The 16,960-nt window shown below is 44.4% G+C and carries 15 protein-coding genes; 9 read left to right on the forward strand and 6 right to left on the reverse strand.

What is annotated here, in order from left to right:
* Positions 1-111: 111 nt before the first annotated feature.
* From ACRN9H_RS09680 to purM, 4 genes are all read right to left on the reverse strand, one after another.
* A complete protein-coding gene (locus tag ACRN9H_RS09680) occupies positions 112-1,788 on the reverse strand; it encodes a M28 family metallopeptidase (RefSeq protein ID WP_432313484.1) in 1,677 nt (558 codons plus the stop codon).
* 241 nt (positions 1,789-2,029) lie between these two features.
* Positions 2,030-2,776 carry an HAD-IIA family hydrolase gene (locus ACRN9H_RS09685; RefSeq protein WP_432313485.1) on the reverse strand — a complete coding sequence of 249 codons (747 nt, stop codon included), beginning with the start codon at positions 2,774-2,776 and terminating at the stop codon, positions 2,030-2,032.
* Between the two features lie 160 nt (positions 2,777-2,936).
* The gene (purN, locus tag ACRN9H_RS09690) at positions 2,937-3,581 is read right to left on the reverse strand and encodes a phosphoribosylglycinamide formyltransferase (RefSeq protein WP_432313486.1); all 645 of its coding nucleotides are present in this window, start codon (positions 3,579-3,581) and stop codon (positions 2,937-2,939) included.
* A complete protein-coding gene (gene purM, locus ACRN9H_RS09695) occupies positions 3,581-4,618 on the reverse strand; it encodes a phosphoribosylformylglycinamidine cyclo-ligase (RefSeq protein ID WP_432313487.1) in 1,038 nt (345 codons plus the stop codon). The genes purN and purM overlap by 1 nt, the downstream gene beginning before the upstream one ends.
* Positions 4,619-4,949: 331 nt before the next feature.
* Here purM and upp point away from each other — a divergent pair, with 331 nt between their 5' ends.
* A complete protein-coding gene (gene upp, locus ACRN9H_RS09700; protein ID WP_011789711.1) occupies positions 4,950-5,576 on the forward strand; it encodes a uracil phosphoribosyltransferase in 627 nt (208 codons plus the stop codon).
* A gap of 185 nt (positions 5,577-5,761) precedes the next feature.
* Here upp and ACRN9H_RS09705 read toward each other — a convergent pair whose 3' ends face one another.
* Complete coding sequence (locus tag ACRN9H_RS09705) at positions 5,762-7,081, reverse strand: Na+/H+ antiporter family protein (RefSeq protein WP_432313488.1); 1,320 nt, start codon at positions 7,079-7,081, stop codon at positions 5,762-5,764.
* 386 nt (positions 7,082-7,467) lie between these two features.
* Between ACRN9H_RS09705 and ACRN9H_RS09710 the strand changes: the two genes are divergently transcribed.
* Positions 7,468-8,073, forward strand: a complete 606-nt coding sequence (locus ACRN9H_RS09710) for a peroxiredoxin C (RefSeq protein WP_076498416.1) — start codon at positions 7,468-7,470, stop codon at positions 8,071-8,073.
* A gap of 103 nt (positions 8,074-8,176) precedes the next feature.
* On the opposite strand, the gene rnt is transcribed toward ACRN9H_RS09710, so the two are convergent.
* Positions 8,177-8,860, reverse strand: coding sequence for a ribonuclease T (rnt, locus tag ACRN9H_RS09715; RefSeq protein ID WP_432313489.1), 684 nt, complete (start codon positions 8,858-8,860; stop codon positions 8,177-8,179).
* 141 nt (positions 8,861-9,001) lie between these two features.
* Here rnt and motY point away from each other — a divergent pair, with 141 nt between their 5' ends.
* The 7 genes from motY to tolB all read left to right on the forward strand — a co-directional run bounded on the left by motY (position 9,002) and on the right by tolB (position 16,951).
* Complete coding sequence (gene motY / locus ACRN9H_RS09720; protein ID WP_432313490.1) at positions 9,002-9,871, forward strand: flagellar protein MotY; 870 nt, start codon at positions 9,002-9,004, stop codon at positions 9,869-9,871.
* A gap of 781 nt (positions 9,872-10,652) precedes the next feature.
* On the forward strand, positions 10,653-12,836 hold the full coding sequence (locus ACRN9H_RS09725) for a prolyl oligopeptidase family serine peptidase (RefSeq protein ID WP_432313491.1): 2,184 nt from the start codon (positions 10,653-10,655) through the stop codon (positions 12,834-12,836).
* Positions 12,837-13,029: 193 nt separating this feature from the next.
* The gene (gene ybgC / locus ACRN9H_RS09730; RefSeq protein WP_006081251.1) at positions 13,030-13,431 is read left to right on the forward strand and encodes a tol-pal system-associated acyl-CoA thioesterase; all 402 of its coding nucleotides are present in this window, start codon (positions 13,030-13,032) and stop codon (positions 13,429-13,431) included.
* Positions 13,421-14,107, forward strand: coding sequence for a protein TolQ (gene tolQ / locus ACRN9H_RS09735; RefSeq protein WP_432313492.1), 687 nt, complete (start codon positions 13,421-13,423; stop codon positions 14,105-14,107). The genes ybgC and tolQ overlap by 11 nt, the downstream gene beginning before the upstream one ends.
* Positions 14,107-14,541, forward strand: coding sequence for a protein TolR (tolR, locus tag ACRN9H_RS09740; protein ID WP_113938780.1), 435 nt, complete (start codon positions 14,107-14,109; stop codon positions 14,539-14,541). Before tolQ ends, tolR begins: the two co-directional genes overlap by 1 nt.
* On the forward strand, positions 14,542-15,609 hold the full coding sequence (gene tolA / locus ACRN9H_RS09745) for a cell envelope integrity protein TolA (protein WP_432313493.1): 1,068 nt from the start codon (positions 14,542-14,544) through the stop codon (positions 15,607-15,609).
* A gap of 13 nt (positions 15,610-15,622) precedes the next feature.
* Positions 15,623-16,951 (forward strand): Tol-Pal system beta propeller repeat protein TolB, encoded by a 1,329-nt coding sequence (gene tolB, locus ACRN9H_RS09750; RefSeq protein ID WP_432313494.1) that lies wholly within the window; start codon positions 15,623-15,625, stop codon positions 16,949-16,951.
* Positions 16,952-16,960 lie beyond the last annotated feature (9 nt).

Here is a 16,960-nt window from a genome sequence, read left to right on the forward strand (position 1 = left end):
CTTGTTTGGCGCTTTGCCGTGCTGGCTGAGATGGCGCTTTATTCAGCAGGTGCTTTATTTCGCAGGTGCTACTAGCGGGCGTCAATAAGAGACGACGCCTCTCACAAGCTGCTATTTTGTATCTGTCATAAGCGTCGTTTTAGCTGGACGCAGGCTATTGAACTCTGTGCCTTGATAGTATCCCGGCCAATCTTTGCTGTTGCCCAATGTGCGCGTGACTTGGTAGTAGACTTGCAAATCTTGCAGCGCGCCGCTCAAATCCCAGTCTTCATGGTATTCATCGCAGACATTGTGATAACAGCCTTTCATCGTGGCTTGCATCTGGGTTTTATAAGCAGCCGTGGCCTCATCAACGGGGTCGCTACCGCCGCCGGCAAAGACCGCTGGGACGCCCAGTTTGGCAAAGCTGAAATGATCTGAACGGAAGAAACCGCCCGAAGCGGGATTTTTCTCACCCATGGCGATGCGGTTTTGTTGTTTCGCCGCATCGATAAGGTAGGTTTCTAACTCGGATTTACCTTTGCCAACGATAGTAAAATCATTGGTTTTACCGTAGATATTCGTGCTGTCGAGGTTTAACACTGCCACGGTTTTGTTGATAGGGTAAAGTGGATTAGCAGCGTAATAGCGCGAACCGAGTAAGCCCTGTTCTTCACCTGTGGTGGCAATAAAGGTGACCGAGCGCGCTAAACCGTTGCCTTGTTTGGCATTGTCGGCTAATTGTCTGGCGATTTCGAGAATGCCGGCAGTGCCCGAGGCATTATCCATGGCGCCGTTATAAATTTGATCGCCTGCTTTCGTCTCGTCTTTACCTATGTGATCCCAATGGGCGGTGTAGAGGATTTGCTCGTCGGCTTGTGTGCTGCCGGGGAGTGTGGCGACCGCATTGTAGCTATTCGCGTATTCGGCTTTATTTTTAAAGGCGATGTTGGCCGTTTGCTCAAGGGGTAAATTGATTGAGCTGTCGGCGGCGCGCGCCATTAAATTAGGCAGTGATAAACCGGCTTTATCGAACAGTTGTGTCGCTGCGTCCAGTGTAAGCCAGCCTTCGACTTGGATACGGCTATCTTGTTCTGCTTTACTGAGGACCAGATCTTGCTGTGGTCCAGTCCAACTATTTTCTATCACGGACCAAGGGTAAGAGGCGGGCTCGGTATCATGGATAATCAGTGCGCCGAGTGCGCCTTGACGACTGGCTTCTTCAAATTTGTAGCTCCAACGGCCGTAATAGGTCATGGCTTTGCCGTTGAATTTCCCCGAGTCAGGGCGAGCAAAGCCGGGATCGTTCACTAAGATCACCGCGATTTTGCCTTTCATATCGAGATCTTGGTAATCATTCCAACCATATTCGGGTGCGTTCACCCCATAGCCGACGAAGACTAATGGTGCGTTCTCAATACTAATACCACCGTTATCGTGGCGACTGCTGAGCACTAGATCTTTTCGGTATTTAAAGGGTAATCCTGCCAGCATGACTTGCTGCGCTTCATCTGCGGTATAGCTCACCATAGGCACAGGTTGTAAAAAGCTGCCTTGGTACGCGCCCTTGAGTCCCATCTCTGTAAAGGCTTTGGTCAAATAATCCAAGGTGAGTTTTTCACCGTGAGTGGTAGGCGCGCGGCCTTCAAATTCATCGGATGACAGGGCTTTAATATCATTTCTAAAGCGCGCTTCATTAAACTGCACTGATTTGAGTTCAGCCAAAGTGCTGTTGCCATCGGGTACTGATGTATCTGGACTACAGGCGCTGAGCATGGCTAATGCACAGAGTGGATACAGACGTCGCATAGGTTAATCCTACTGTTGTTTTAATTAAGGAATTTTAGATTTCTGTTCATCAATCAGAGGTGAGGCTTATCATGAAGCAAGCCGCTGTGAGCCACAAGGCCGAGCGGCAGATGAATGTGTTACTTAATGTTGCCTTGCTTAATGTCATACGCCTTTAAAGGAAGCTTATTGCATAGGCAAACACTTAAGTTAAGTGATGAGTGATGACTTAATAAAGCGAGGTTAATGGTTTGACTTGTGGTTAAACAACATCAATGTCGCCTGCGCAGGCAAATACATGGTTCGGGCGGAACGGTTCTTTGTCGATATCTTCAAGCTTACTCACGCCACTGGTGACCAGGATGGTTTCAAGCCCAGCTTGGAAGCCCGCTAAAATATCGGTGCGCATATTGTCGCCAATAATCACGGTATCTTCCGAATGTCCATCCATATGATTAAGCGCTGAGCGAATAATCCATGCGCTTGGCTTACCCACGTAGAAAGGCTTTTTGCCGGTAATCCGTACGATAGGTGCGCACAATGCGCCACAAGCAGGGCTGTAGGCTGGGCCGTGGGTATCTGGATTGGTGGCAATAAAGCGAGCGCCACGGGCAACAAAACCGGCGGCTTTATGGATCATATCCCAATTGTAAGAGCGGGTTTCACCGACAATCACAAAATCGGGGTTAATATCGGTAATGGTAAAGCCTGCTTTGTAGAGTTCGTGGGTGAGGGCGCCTTCGCCAATGACATAGGCCTTGCTGCCTTCTTGGTGTTTTAAAAAGTCGGCGGTGGCCATGGCGGAGGTATAAAAGCATTCTTCAGGAATATCAATACCGGCGGCACTTAAACGGTTCTGCAGATCCTTACCCGTTTGTACGGGATAGTTAGTCAATACCACTAACGGATTGCCTTGCTCTAAAATGCGCTGGATAAATTTGTCGCTGCCGGGGATCAGTTTATTGTCGTGTAGTAGTACACCATCGATATCGCAGATAATATTTTTCATCTAATAGTCTCTTATTATGCCGAGCAAAAAATCACTTTTCATTCAGTTATCTAATGCCACATTGCCCGAGAAAACAATGCTTTTATAGAAAATAGTTAAAAAAATAGAGACCCGAAGGTCTCTATTTGTGATTTCGCTTCTACTAACGCTTAAAGCCGCTTTAATCGGGCGCGTAACCGCTCTGACCGATAAGATTGCCATCAAGATAGGCTTGGCCATTTTGCATGTTAAGCCGCTGCTGACTAAACCATTTCACCACGAGTGGATAAATGGCATGCTCTTGTTCATGCACGCGAGCGGCAAGCATATCCGCGGTATCGTCTTCATAAACAGGCACGTTAGCCTGTAAAATCACTGGGCCTGAATCTAGCTCTGGCGTGACAAAATGCACGCTAGCGCCATGTTCACTGTCTTTTGAATCAATAGCACGTTGATGGGTGTTCAAACCGGTATATTTAGGTAGCAGCGAAGGATGAATGTTGATCATGCGACCTAGATAATGATTAACGAAATCATCACTTAAAATACGCATAAATCCAGCTAGTACGATTAAATCGGGCTGATACAGCTCAATCACCGCCATTAAACGTGCATCGTATTCAGAGCGAGATTCACCTTGGTGAGCTATCACGCAGCTGGTATCAATTTCGCTATGATGAGCGCGCACTAGGCCATAGGCATCGGGTTTATTACTGATGACTCCGACAACTTCGGCCTGCAGATTATCATCGCAACCGTCGATAACCGCTTGCAGGTTACTGCCATTTCCGGAAATTAATACAACTACACGACAGCTCTGGGGCATTACAGGATCTCCACTTGCTCTTCATTGCCTTCACGATCTGCGATAGCACCGATAAGCCATGCTTGTTCGCCTTCAACCGCCAGTAATGCCAGTGCTGCATCCACTTTATCGGCTGGCAGCGCGACTAACATGCCGACGCCACAGTTGAAGGTGCGATACATTTCATATTCTGCAATGTTGCCATTTTCCATTAACCAACTGAAAACAGCAGGCCATTGCCATGAATCGCCTTGGATAACCGCTTTTAAATTATCTGGTAGTACGCGTGGGATGTTTTCCCAGAAGCCGCCGCCAGTAATGTGTGCCATTGCATGTACGTCTGATGCTGCGATCAGTTTCAGCAATGATTTCACGTAAATTTTGGTTGGCTCAAGTAGATGCTCAATTAGCGGTTTGCCATTGAGATCTTGTTGAGGGTCTGCTTGGCTCACTTCTAATACTTTACGTACTAAAGAGTAACCATTTGAATGAGGGCCGCTTGAGGCTAATGCGATAAGCGCATCACCCGCTGCAACTTTACTACCGTCAATGATATCGGCTTTTTCAACTACGCCTACACAGAAACCAGCTAGGTCGTAATCGTCACCTTCGTACATGCCTGGCATTTCAGCGGTTTCACCGCCAATTAATGCACAACCAGATTGGAAACAACCTTCGGCTATACCGTTCACTACAGCAGTCGCCGCTTCAACATCTAGCTTGCCCGTTGCATAGTAATCGAGAAAAAACAGTGGCTCAGCGCCTTGAACGATTAAGTCGTTCACGCACATAGCCACTAAGTCGATACCGACGGTGTCATGTTTTTTATAGTCGATAGCTAAACGTAATTTAGTCCCAACACCGTCGGTGCCAGACACTAAAACCGGTTGTTTGTATTTAGTGGGGATTTCACACAGGGCGCCAAAACCACCTAAGTTGCCCATAACTTCTGGACGACGGGTACGTTTAACGGCTGCTTTTATGTTAGTTACCAGTGCATTACCTGCATCAATATCAACGCCGGCATCTTTATAGCTCAGTGGGGTAGGTGTGCTCACGGAGGGATCCTCTCGGGTACATCGTTATTGGATTTTATGCGGCGGTATTCTACCAGCTTGTGCTAGGGGTCGAAAGTCATGATTTGGATTTATGCCCCTCGGCGGAGTTTTTTTGGTCTGAATGCGAGATATTCTATTTTTAGAGGTCTTGAGTTTGGTCACAAAATAGTAAATCACAGTAGGTATCTTAGACGATTGGGGATTATTCTTGGGAGATAGCTCACGATTAGACCGAATGGCAAAACTTTCTGTTTTACCTAGTAAACAAATCAACTAGAATCTGAAAAATTTGCCTAAAATAATACGCCGAAAAATAAAGTAGGAGAGAAAAATGAAAGTTGTCGAGGTTAAACATCCTTTAGTGCGTCACAAAATCGGTTTAATGCGCGAAGGTGACATTAGCACTAAACGTTTCCGTGAGCTAGCCGCTGAAGTGGGTAGTTTATTAACCTATGAAGCTACCGCAGATTTCGAAACTGAAACGGTGACGATTGAAGGCTGGAATGGTCCGGTTGAAGTCGACCAAATCAAAGGTAAAAAAGTTACTGTTGTGCCGATTTTACGTGCGGGTTTGGGCATGATGGACGGTGTGCTTGAGCATATCCCAAGTGCGCGTATCTCAGTTGTCGGTATTTATCGTGACGAAGAGACCCTTGAGCCTGTGCCTTATTTTGAGAAGCTGGCCAGCGACATGAACGAGCGTATCGCCTTAGTTGTCGACCCTATGTTGGCAACTGGTGGCTCTATGATTGCGACCGTTGATTTATTGAAAAAACGCGGTTGTACTTCAATCAAAGCTCTCGTATTAGTTGCGGCGCCTGAAGGGATTAAAGCGTTAGAAGCGGCACACCCAGATATTGAATTATATACTGCCGCTATTGATAGATGTCTAAACGAGAAAGGCTATATCCTGCCAGGTTTAGGTGATGCTGGTGATAAAATTTTTGGGACTAAGTAATCTGAACTTGTGAGAAGCTCTGGGCTCTAGAGGTTGTGTTGTCCTCTATCTAGCTTAAGTTAGCGCTCCAGCACCGGCTAATATTATTTGTTAATGTTTAAGGTACTTGATAAAAAAGGCCGAATCGCAATGCGACTCGGCCTTTTTGTTTTATGCGTTTAGGCATTAATGGTTACAGTACAGAGTTACAACACCATAGCCGCAATCCAGCCAAACACTAATAGGGGAATATTGTAGTGAATAAACGTCGGGATCACACTGTCACGAATGTGATCATGTTGACCATCGGCATTGAGTCCAGCCGTTGGGCCTAAGGTGGAGTCGGATGCAGGCGAGCCAGCATCACCTAGCGCTGCTGCGGTGCCAACTAATGCTATGGTTGCGGCGACTGAAAAACCAAAACTCAACGCCAGTGGGACATAAATCGTCGCAATAATTGGGATGGTGGAAAAAGACGAGCCGATGCCCATAGTGATCAACAGACCAACTAGTAACATCAAAAAGGCGGCAAGCGCTTTATTATCACCAATAATATCGCTCAGAGAAGCCACAAGTGTACCTACTTCACCGGTTTCTTTTACTACGGCGGCAAAACCTGCGGCTGAAATCATGATAAAACCAATGTTGGCCATCATGCGCACGCCTTGATTAAAAATATCTTGGTCGGCGACATGTTTTAATGCGCCCGAAAAACTAAAGATCATAAAACCAACTAAGGCGCCAAAAATCATCGAATCGGTTTCGAGTTGCACGACTAGGGTGGCTAATATCGCTACTGCGGCAATGATTATATTGCGTTTATTAAGGGTTTCTTCAGGTTCAGCGACCAGCACTTTAGCCTCATTATAACTCCGAGGTTTACGGTAACTGATGAACACGGCGGTGAGTAAACCGACCACCATGCCCGCGGCAGGAATTAACATGGCGGGCGGTATCTGATCTCGTACTGCGGCTAAGCCATTGCTGGTTAAGTTGGAAAGCAGAATATCATTTAAGAAAATACCACCAAAACCAATCGGTAAAATCATATAGGTGGTGACTAGGCCGAAGGTCAGGACACAAGCCACAAGGCGACGGTCGATGTTGAGTTTGGTTATTACGTGCAATAGTGGTGGCACTAAAATCGGAATGAAGGCGATATGGATCGGTAAAATATTCTGTGAAGCCATCGACATGACGAGTAGCGATAACAGTAGTAACCAGCGAACCCAGTTAGTGTTAGTGGGATTAGGATCTTGTCCAAGGCTACTAATGATGCTTCTAGAAATCAGTGTTGTTAAACCTGAATGCGATAGTGCGACAGCGAAGGCGCCTAATAATGCATAACTGAGCGCAATTTGTGCGCCGCCACCTAAGCCTGTATTAAAGGCATCTATAGTTTGGTGCAGATCCATTCCGCCTACCAATCCCGCCACGAGGGCGCTCACGGTGAGAGCGATAACTACATTCACCCTAGCTAAACTGAGTGCTAACATTAAGCACACTGCAATAACGACTGCATTCATAATCAAATTTCTTAATTCTTAAGCTAAAGGGCTATTTTCGACTGCAAATGCAGTTGTTGTCCAGTTTGCTAACGTCTTATCTGAAAAATATCTGAAAATGTGAACAGACAAGCTGTGGTGTGTTAGGCAAATGTAGAATGTGGCACATACAAGAACTGTAAATTGCTCTATCCTTAGGCAGGAAAAATGGAAATGCCCTTGAAAAATGTGATATTGGTCTTAAATAGGTTGTAAGGCACAGCACACGACTTATAATGCCTAAAGATTTGATTGGTAAGAACACCTTTTCATCAGTAAAGATTTAACTCAGCTTAGGTTGGGGCAGATATTCTGGTCATCAGGGATCTTGCTTTACACTTAGTTCAACTCATAGATGGAGATATAAAATGAGCGTATTAGTAGGCCGTCAGGCTCCTGATTTTACTGCTGCAGCTGTATTAGGTTCTGGCGAAATTGTTGATAGCTTCAACTTAACGGCAGCCATTAAAGGTAAACCAGCAGTCGTATTCTTCTATCCACTTGACTTCACTTTCGTATGTCCATCAGAGTTGATCGCATTTGATCACCGTATGGAAGAGTTCACTAAGCGTGGCGTAGAAGTGATTGGTGTTTCAATTGATTCTCAGTTTACTCACAATGCATGGCGTAACACCCCAGTTGATAAAGGTGGTATTGGCCAAGTTAAGTACACTTTAGTCGCTGACGTTAAGCACGAAATCTGTAAAGCATACGATGTTGAGCATCCAGAAGCAGGCGTGGCTTTCCGTGGTTCATTCTTAATCGATAAAGAAGGCATGGTTCGTCATCAAGTGGTTAACGATCTGCCATTAGGCCGTAACGTTGACGAAATGCTGCGTATGATCGATGCATTACAATTCCACGAAGAGCACGGCGATGTATGTCCTGCTGGCTGGGAAAAAGGCGACAAAGGTATGAATGCAAGCACTGAAGGTGTTGCTGCTTACCTTTCTGAAAACGCAAGCTCACTGTAATTAACATGTTCTAATCAGTGTTGCGTGTTAAATAAAAAAGCTGCCTAACGGCAGCTTTTTTATTGGTTATTGCTTGCTTAAACATGAGCATCAATGGCTCAGTTTATTCCTCAGTTTTATCTTCAATCTTATCTTCAATGTCCTGCGCATTAGCGGCGAGTAATGGCCAACCACCTAATGTTTTCCAGCGGTTAACAATAAGGCAAAATAGCTCTGCAGTGCGTTCAGTATCGTATAAGGCAGAATGGGCCTCATTATTATCAAAGGGGATACCTGCCATGATACAGGCTTTAGCCAGCACGGTATGACCAATGGCAAGCCCTGCCAATGTGGCTGTATCGAAAGTCGCAAAAGGATGGAACGGCGAACGTTTTAAATCACAACGTTCAATCGCTTTACTGACAAAAGCATGATCGAAGGCGGCGTTGTGCGCCACAATTATGCTGCGATGACAGTCAGAGTCTTTTTGGGCTTTTTTCACTGCTTTGAAAATTTCTAAAAAGGCTTCTTTTTCGCTCACCGCTCCCCGTAACGGATTGGTTGGATCTATTCCATTGAATGCTAGGGCTGCTGGTTCTAAATTTGCGCCTTCAAAGGGCTCAATGTGGAAGTGTAGGGTTTTATCGATTCCTATCACGCCCTCACTGTCCATTTTTAGTAGGGTGACGGCAATTTCTAGCAACGCATCGGTTTGAGAGTTGAAGCCCGCAGTTTCGACATCAATGACTACGGGAAAGTAGCCTCGAAATCGGTATTTCAATTTGTTCGCGTCGCAAATGTCACTCATAAAGTACTCAAGAAAATTCACAGGGCGCTATTATGCTAAATGTGTTCGGGTGTGTCATGCTTGATTGATGGTTTTATAGGCTAAAGGAACTAAATAGTTTGCCGATAAAGCCATGTACCCGATTAATTAAGAGTAAAGGCTATGTGGCGAAAACTGATCTTAGTATCAATTTTATGCGTTCCAGCAACTGCAATGGCAGAGTTGCGCCATTATGTGGCCACCTTAAGCGATTCCCAATGGCGGATGAGTGAGAGTTCTCCCATCGTATGCCGCTTAGAACACGATATTCCCTCTTACGGTAAAGCAATTTTTACCAGTGAAGCGGGTAAACAACAAAATATGAATTTTACCTTAGATATGTGGGTAAAACCGGACCAAGTGACTCAAGCTAAGCTAATGAGTAAGGCGCCTAAATGGCGTCCTGGAGTGGTAACGAAAGAGATCACTTCGCTGCATTATCAAAAGTATTTTAATGGTGAGGTGCCTAAGCGTGCGGCGTGGTCTATGTTGGCGGAGTTAAGTCGTGGTATGGAACCGACATTTTACTATGCTGATTGGTACAATGAGTCGAATAAAATTGCAGTGGGTTTATCTTCAGCTAACTTTGGCCGCAAATACACAGAGTTTAAAGCTTGTCTCGCGCACTTATTGCCCTACAGCTTTGATGACATTGCTTTTACTGTATTAAATTATAATGAGGGCGGTACTGATTTAACCCATTTTTCACAGCAACAACTGTCGCGAGTCCAAGAATACTTAGCCTATGATCCTCTTGTGGAGTTAGTGTTAGTTGATGCATATACCGACAGTTATGGCGGCCGCTCTGTAAACCAAAAGGTATCGGACGAACGTGCCGAATCAGTAAAAGATTTTTTTGTTTCCAGTGGCATCCCTCAGGACCGTATTGTTACAGTGGGGCATGGTGAGCGTCGTCATGTAGCCTCTAATGATGAGACGGACGAGAGAGCACGTAACCGCCGTGTTGTAGTACGGATCAGTAAGCCACTGTAGTCGGCGCACAGGCTTAACTGGGTAGTTTAAACAGTTGAGTTTTAAATATTAATACAAAGCCAAGTTTCTGACTTGGCTTTGTTATTTCTAAATACCATCAATCATGGCTGTCGTAATTAAAGCGACCATAGCAATTAAGTCATTATAGCGATGGCCAATATTGATAAGATTAATGACATTCATTATGACGAGAGCCAATATAATTGGCCTTAAGCTGGCTGAAAGAGTCAGTCAGACGAGTGCGGATGAACGATTTAGCTAGATTGTATTGGTAAACGATAGATTGCTAAAAAATACACAAAAAAAGCCCGCTTAAAATAAGCAGGCTGCAAAAATAATGCATTTACAATCAACAAATTGAAGGAAGGAAGTCAAGCATAAGAACCAGGGATAAAACTGAAGCGTTGGGAATACTTCAGTTTAAAAAGTTCTTGGTTTTCGATATCTGCAAGCAGTTATCTACTGAAAACAAGGGTATTTTATGGTGAGTTTTGCTATAAAACAAACGAGAAAAATTGCTCGTAAGCATTAGTTTTTCTAATGAATAGAAAGGTGACCTATGTCACTTAAGTCACTATCTGTGTTGATTAATAACTTATAACTCATTATTTCTGCATAATAATACACTTCAATAAGCTTATGATTGATGCTATTTTGTTAAATCTACTCGATAGCCCTAGATACTTCATCTTAAGTTACGCCATTGCCATGAGCTTTTTTGCTTGTATAGTACTTGTTGAAAGGGCTTTAAGCTCAAAACCACAAGAAGGACAATAATAAGATGGCATTAAGATTTCGCCTTGCAAAGCAAGGTTTGTTAGTTGCCACGTTGGGAATGGCGCTCGGTGCCTGCCAAAGTGGTAATGGACCTGAACAAAGTGCGGTTGATCAGGCCAGTACAAATAAATTGGTTTACCCCGCCACTGAAAAAGATGACCTCGTCGAAACCATTCATGGTGTTGCAGTGGCGGACCCTTATCGTCATCTGGAGGCCAATACGCCTGAAACTGAAGAGTGGGTAAAAGAACAACAAGACTTTGGTCAAGCCTATCTCGCTAAGATCCCCAATAAACAAGCTGTGGTCGAACGCATCACAGAATTGTGGAATTATGAAAAAGTCTCTGCCCCGTTTGAAAACGGCGACAACCAATTTTACTACCGCAATGATGGCCTACAGGCGCAATCGGTTTTGTATGTTAAAGGTTTAGATGGTGTTGAAAAGCCTGTTCTTGACCCAAATAAACTGTCTGCGGATGGTACTGTTGCCTTATCCGGCGTTGCTGTGAGTAATGACGGTAAAGTTTTAGCCTATGGCGTTTCAAATTCTGGCTCAGACTGGCAGCAATGGCAGTTTATCGATATTGCGACGGGTAAAAAACTCGCCGATGAACTGAAATGGATTAAATTTTCGAGCGCTGTTTGGGATAAAGAAAACCAAGGCGTGTTTTATGCTCGTTATGATGCGCCCGCAGGTGGAGACGTGTTGGCCGATGTCAATTTCAACCAAAAAGTGTATTACCATAAATTAGGCACCGATCAGCGCCAAGATTTATTGATTTACGAGCGTCCACAGAATAAAGACTGGGGCTTTGGTATTGAAGTTTCCGATAAAGGCGAATATCTATTACTGTCGATTTCACAAGGCACGGATAAACGTAATCGTTTTTTCTATAAATCGTTATTTGAGCCTAAATCGCAAGTAGTAGAGTTGATCCTTAGTTTAGAAGCTGAATATGAGTTTCTTGGCAATGATGGCTCAGTGTTTTATTTTAAAACCGACTTAGATGCGCCTAATGGTAAAATTATTGGGATTGATACTCGCAATAGTGATAAATCCCAATGGCTAACCATTATTCCTGAGTCTAAGGATCCGATTAATAGTGTCGCTATTATTAATGATCATTTAGTGGTGAGTTATTTACACGATGTATTAGGTCAATTGTCGATTTACAGTATGGGCGGACAAAAGCGCCAAGATGTGAAGCTGCCCGGTCAAGGTAATGTGACTGGACCTTTTGGTAAGGCAAGCAAAGACTATTTCTATTACGTGTTTAATAGCTATATTCAGCCAGAAACTACCTATAAATTTGATTTTAAAACCGCTCAATCAAGTGTGATTGCTAAACCTAAAGTCTCGTTTAATCCCGATGCCTATGTCTCTGAGCAAGTCTTTTATAACAGCAAAGATGGTACGCGTGTGCCTATGATGTTGTCCTATAAAAAAGGCTTAGTGAAAAACGGTCAAAATCCGACATTACTTTATGCCTATGGTGGTTTTGCCATTTCGATGACACCACGTTTTAGCCCTGCCAATATCGCTTGGTTAGACATGGGTGGCATTTATGCCGTGCCGAGTTTACGTGGCGGTGCTGAGTATGGCGAAAGCTGGCATCAAGCGGGGATGTTCGACAAAAAGCAAAATGTGTTTGATGACTATTTTGCTGCTGCTGAATATTTGGTAAGCGAAAAATACACAAACAGCACGAAATTAGGTGCCTATGGCCGTAGTAACGGTGGCTTGCTTATGGGCGCGGCGTTGACTCAACGTCCAGAGCTCTTTGCTGCCGTATTACCTGCGGTGGGCGTGTTGGATATGCTGCGTTTCCACAAGTTCACTATTGGTTGGGCTTGGACGAGTGAATACGGCAGTGCCGATAAAGCAGATCAATTCCCTGCGCTATTGGCTTATTCGCCATATCACAATGTGAAAGCGCAAGCTTATCCTGCGACTATGGTAATGACTGCGGATCATGATGATCGTGTTGTGCCATTACACAGTTTCAAGTTCGCTGCTATGTTGCAGGATAAGCAGTTGGGCCCTGAACCTGTGATTATGCGTATTGAGTCCAATGCGGGTCATGGAGCCGGTAAACCTACGGCGATGAAGATCGATGAGTTTGCCGATATCTACAGTTTCTTGTGGCAGAGTTTTGGGCTGACTTTGCCGCAAACTATTGCAAAGTAGCAAATTATCTATCGTAAAATAACCAACTATGTTAATGAAATGGGGCCCTTTGGCCCCATTGTCTTTTACAATTACACTCATTCAGCTGAAACCCCTGCTATTCCTATCTATATCTTCATCGGGTGATTCACAAGTCTTGTTTCCCTAGGTATAGTAAGCGTCAATTTTTCAACCAAAACTTGCTTATTTTCAAATGATGTTTCATTGGCCTATTTCAGTCTATTACGAAGACACCGACGCTGGCGGCGTTGTCTATCATTCAAACTATCTCAACTTTTTTGAGCGAGCGAGAACCGAGTGGCTAAAAGCCCTTGGCGTGAGTCAGACTGCGCTATTAGCTGACGATACCGCCTTTGTGGTAAAGCGTGCGGAATTAGATTTTCGCAAAGCGGCACGTTTTGAACAGAACCTTATTGTAGAAACTAAGGTCATAGAGTTGAAAAAGGCCTCGTTGATCTTTCATCAACGCTTGGTCGATAAGCAAGGAGACTGTTATTGTGAAGGCACAGTGCTGGTAGTTTGTGTTGCGCTGTCACGGATGCGTCCTCGAGCGATTCCCTTAAATATTGTGCAGGAGTTTGACAGTGCAAGCTGATATGTCGATTGTTGGGTTATTTTTACAAGCCAGTTTATTAGTAAAATTTGTGATGTTCACTTTACTGTGCTTATCCGTAATGTCTTGGACGGTGATTTTACAACGCCGTAGCTTACTGTCAGCAGCAAAAAGTAAATCGGGTAAGTTTGAAGATAAATTTTGGTCAGGTGTCGATTTAAACCGTCTTTATAAAGAATTATTATCACGCCCAGATAATAGTGGTTTAGAGTCATTATTTGTTACAGGCTTTAAGGAATATTCACGCTTAAATAAATTAAATAGCAAAGTGCCTGATGCCGTTATGGATGGGACATCACGGGCTATGCGTGTGACACTTTCTCGCGAAATGGAAAAGTTAGAAGCGAATTTACCGTTATTAGCAACAATAGGTTCGACTAGCCCTTATATCGGTTTATTTGGTACGGTATGGGGAATTATGAATTCTTTTATCGCTATTGGTTCGATGGAAAACGCCACCTTAGCTATGGTTGCGCCCGGTATTGCAGAAGCTTTGATTGCAACAGCTATGGGTTTATTTGCTGCAATTCCAGCGGTAATTGCGTACAACCGTTTCTCGACTCAAGTTGATAAATTAGAAATGGCCTACGCAAACTTTATGGAAGAGTTCTCCAGCATTTTGCATCGCCAAGCATACAGTGAGAAGGAAGGGGCATAATGCAACCAGCTTATCAGCGCAAACGTCGTCGCCCCGTTGCTGAAATCAACGTGGTGCCTTATATCGACGTCATGCTCGTGCTGTTAATTATTTTTATGGTAACAGCACCCATAGTAACCCAAGGTGTCAAAGTTGAGCTGCCTCAAGGGGCGGCAGAAGTGTTACCCAATGACAGTAAGCCGCCCATTGTTGCTTCAATCGATGGTGACGGTGATTACTTCCTCAATAAAGGCGGTTCAACGAATGTGCCTATGGATTTGGAAGAATTGGCAACGGAAGTGGCTGCACTTATCGTGACTGAACCTGAGCGTCCTGTTGTGGTTAAAGCCGATAGAAATATTCCTTACGATAAAGTGATTCAGTTGATGGTGACACTGCAGCAAGCTGGCGTGCCATCAGTCGGTTTGATGACGGATTCACCCAAGGAGAAATAGGTGGCAGATAAGTCAGATGTAACATTACCTCTGTCAATTTCAGCGGGTATTCATATTGGCGTGATAATTATTCTGGCGTTAGGAATAGATTTTTCTCACAAACCTGAGCCTATGCAACAAGTTAGCGCACCAGCAATCAAAGCGGTTATGGTTGATCAGCAAAAAGTGGCTAATCAAGTTGAGAAACTTAAGCAAGAAAAGCGTGATACAGAGCGTCGAGAGCAAGAACGCCAAGCCGAGCTTGAGCGCAAAGCTCAAGAAGCGACTAAAGCTCGCGAACGTGAACAAGCGCAAATTAAACAGTTAGAGCAAGAACGTAAGCAGCAAGAAGTTGAAACCCAAAAAGCCAATGAAGCCACCAAACTTGCGCAGGTAAAACAGCAGCAGGAAAAGGCTAAGGCGGTTCAAGCTGAAACTGAACGTAAGCTGAAAGAACAGGAACGTAAGGTCTCTGAAGAGGCGGCGCAAAAAGCGGTAGAAAAACGCAAGGTTGAAGAAGCCGCCGCTGCCAAAGCTGAAGCTGTTGCAGTGAAAGCTGAAACTGATCGTAAGCAAAAAGCAGATGCGGAAGCTAAAGCTAAAGCGGAGGCTGATGCCAAAGCTAAAGCAGATGCTAAAGCTAAAGCAGATGCTAAAGCTAAAGCAGATGCCAAAGCTAAAGCAGATGCCAAAGCTAAAGCAGATGCCAAAGCTAAAGCGGATGCTAAAGCTCTTGCCGATCAAGAGCAGGAAATGGCTGATGCATTAGCGGCTGAGCAGGCGGCGCTGTCGCAAACCATGAATAAGCAGATGCAGAGTGAAGTCGGTAAGTATCAGGCAATGATAAAATCAACTATTCAACGTAATTTGGTAGTGGATGAGTCTATGCGTGGTAAGACTTGCACTGTCTCTGTACGATTAGCAAATGATGGTTTTGTGATCAGCAGTCAAACTCAGGGCGGTGATCCTAATGTTTGTCGTGCAGCAAAAGCGGCGATTTTGAAGGCGGGTAAATTGCCAGTGTCTCCGGATCCTGCAGTTTATAACTTGATGAAAGAAATTAACTTAATCGTTGAACCAACGTTTTAATTAAAGGAGTCTCATGAAAATTTTGGCAAAATGGTTAGCACTAGCAGTTCTGCTGTGCACCACCCCCGCAAAAGCGGCATTGGATATTGTGATCACCGAAGGGGTTGACGCAGCGCGTCCGATTGCTGTCATGCCTTTTGTTTGGCAAGGCCCCGGCGCTGCGCCACAAGCGATTGCGGATGTGGTGATGTCTGATCTAATACGTAGCGGAACTTTTAAACCCTTAGATGATCTGGGTTTACCGCAGCGTAATATTGGTGCTCTAGCGCAGTTTCAAGCCAATGCTTGGACGAGTGTAGGTGCTGAAGCGTTAGTGCTAGGAACAGTTAAGCCTTATGGTCCGGATCAATATTTGGTGAATTTTGATTTAATCGATTTGGTTAAAGCACAAAACCAAGCATTGAAAGGCGCTGTAAGCCCAACAGAATTTTTAATGGATAGTCGTCAAACTGTGATTTCAGCGGCACAATTTCGCCAGTATGGACACAGAATTAGCGATATCGTCTATGAAAAATTAACCGGTATTCGTGGTGCATTCTTAACTCGCATTTCTTATGTGGTTGTTAATCACACTCAGAAAGCACCATATCAATTGATGGTGGCTGACTATGATGGTGTAAATGAGCAAATGTTATTGCGCTCGCCAGAGCCATTGATGTCACCAACTTGGTCACCTGATGGTCGTCGTTTAGCTTATGTCAGCTTTGAAAATAAGAAAGCTGAAATATTCGTCCAAGACTTGTATACCCAAGTACGTACTAAGGTGAGCTCTTTCCCTGGTATTAACGGTGCGCCGGCGTTTTCGCCTGATGGCAAATCATTAGCAGTGACCTTGTCTAAAGACGGTCAACCTGAGATCTATGTTATCGATATTGCGACAAAAGCGATTAAGCGTATTACAAATCACTATGCTATCGATACTGAGCCGTCATGGTATCCTGATGGAAAGTCATTGATTTTCACCTCTGAGCGCGGTGGTCGACCACAAATTTATCGGGTAGAGTTGAACTCAGGTAAAGTGAACCGTGAAACCTTTGAAGGTGAATGGAATCTAGGTGGCTCAATTGCACCTGATGGTCGTAGTATGATTTTTGTTAATCGTACCAATGGTAAATTTAATATTGCGCGTATGGATCTTAATACGCGGTTTATGCAAGTGCTAACATCAACACGTTTGGATGAATCTCCAAGTGTGGCTCCTAACGGTACTATGGTGATCTATGGCACCACGCACCAAGGTAAGCAAGTATTAGCAGCAGTTTCTACGGATGGACGCTTTAAGGCCAGATTACCGGTGGGTCAAGGTGAGGTGAAATCACCTTCTTGGTCACCGTTTCTCTAATGTTATACC

The sequence above is a fragment of the Shewanella sp. MF08487 genome, from assembly GCF_050848685.1.
GTDB classification, from domain to species: Bacteria; Pseudomonadota; Gammaproteobacteria; order Enterobacterales; family Shewanellaceae; genus Shewanella; species Shewanella glacialipiscicola.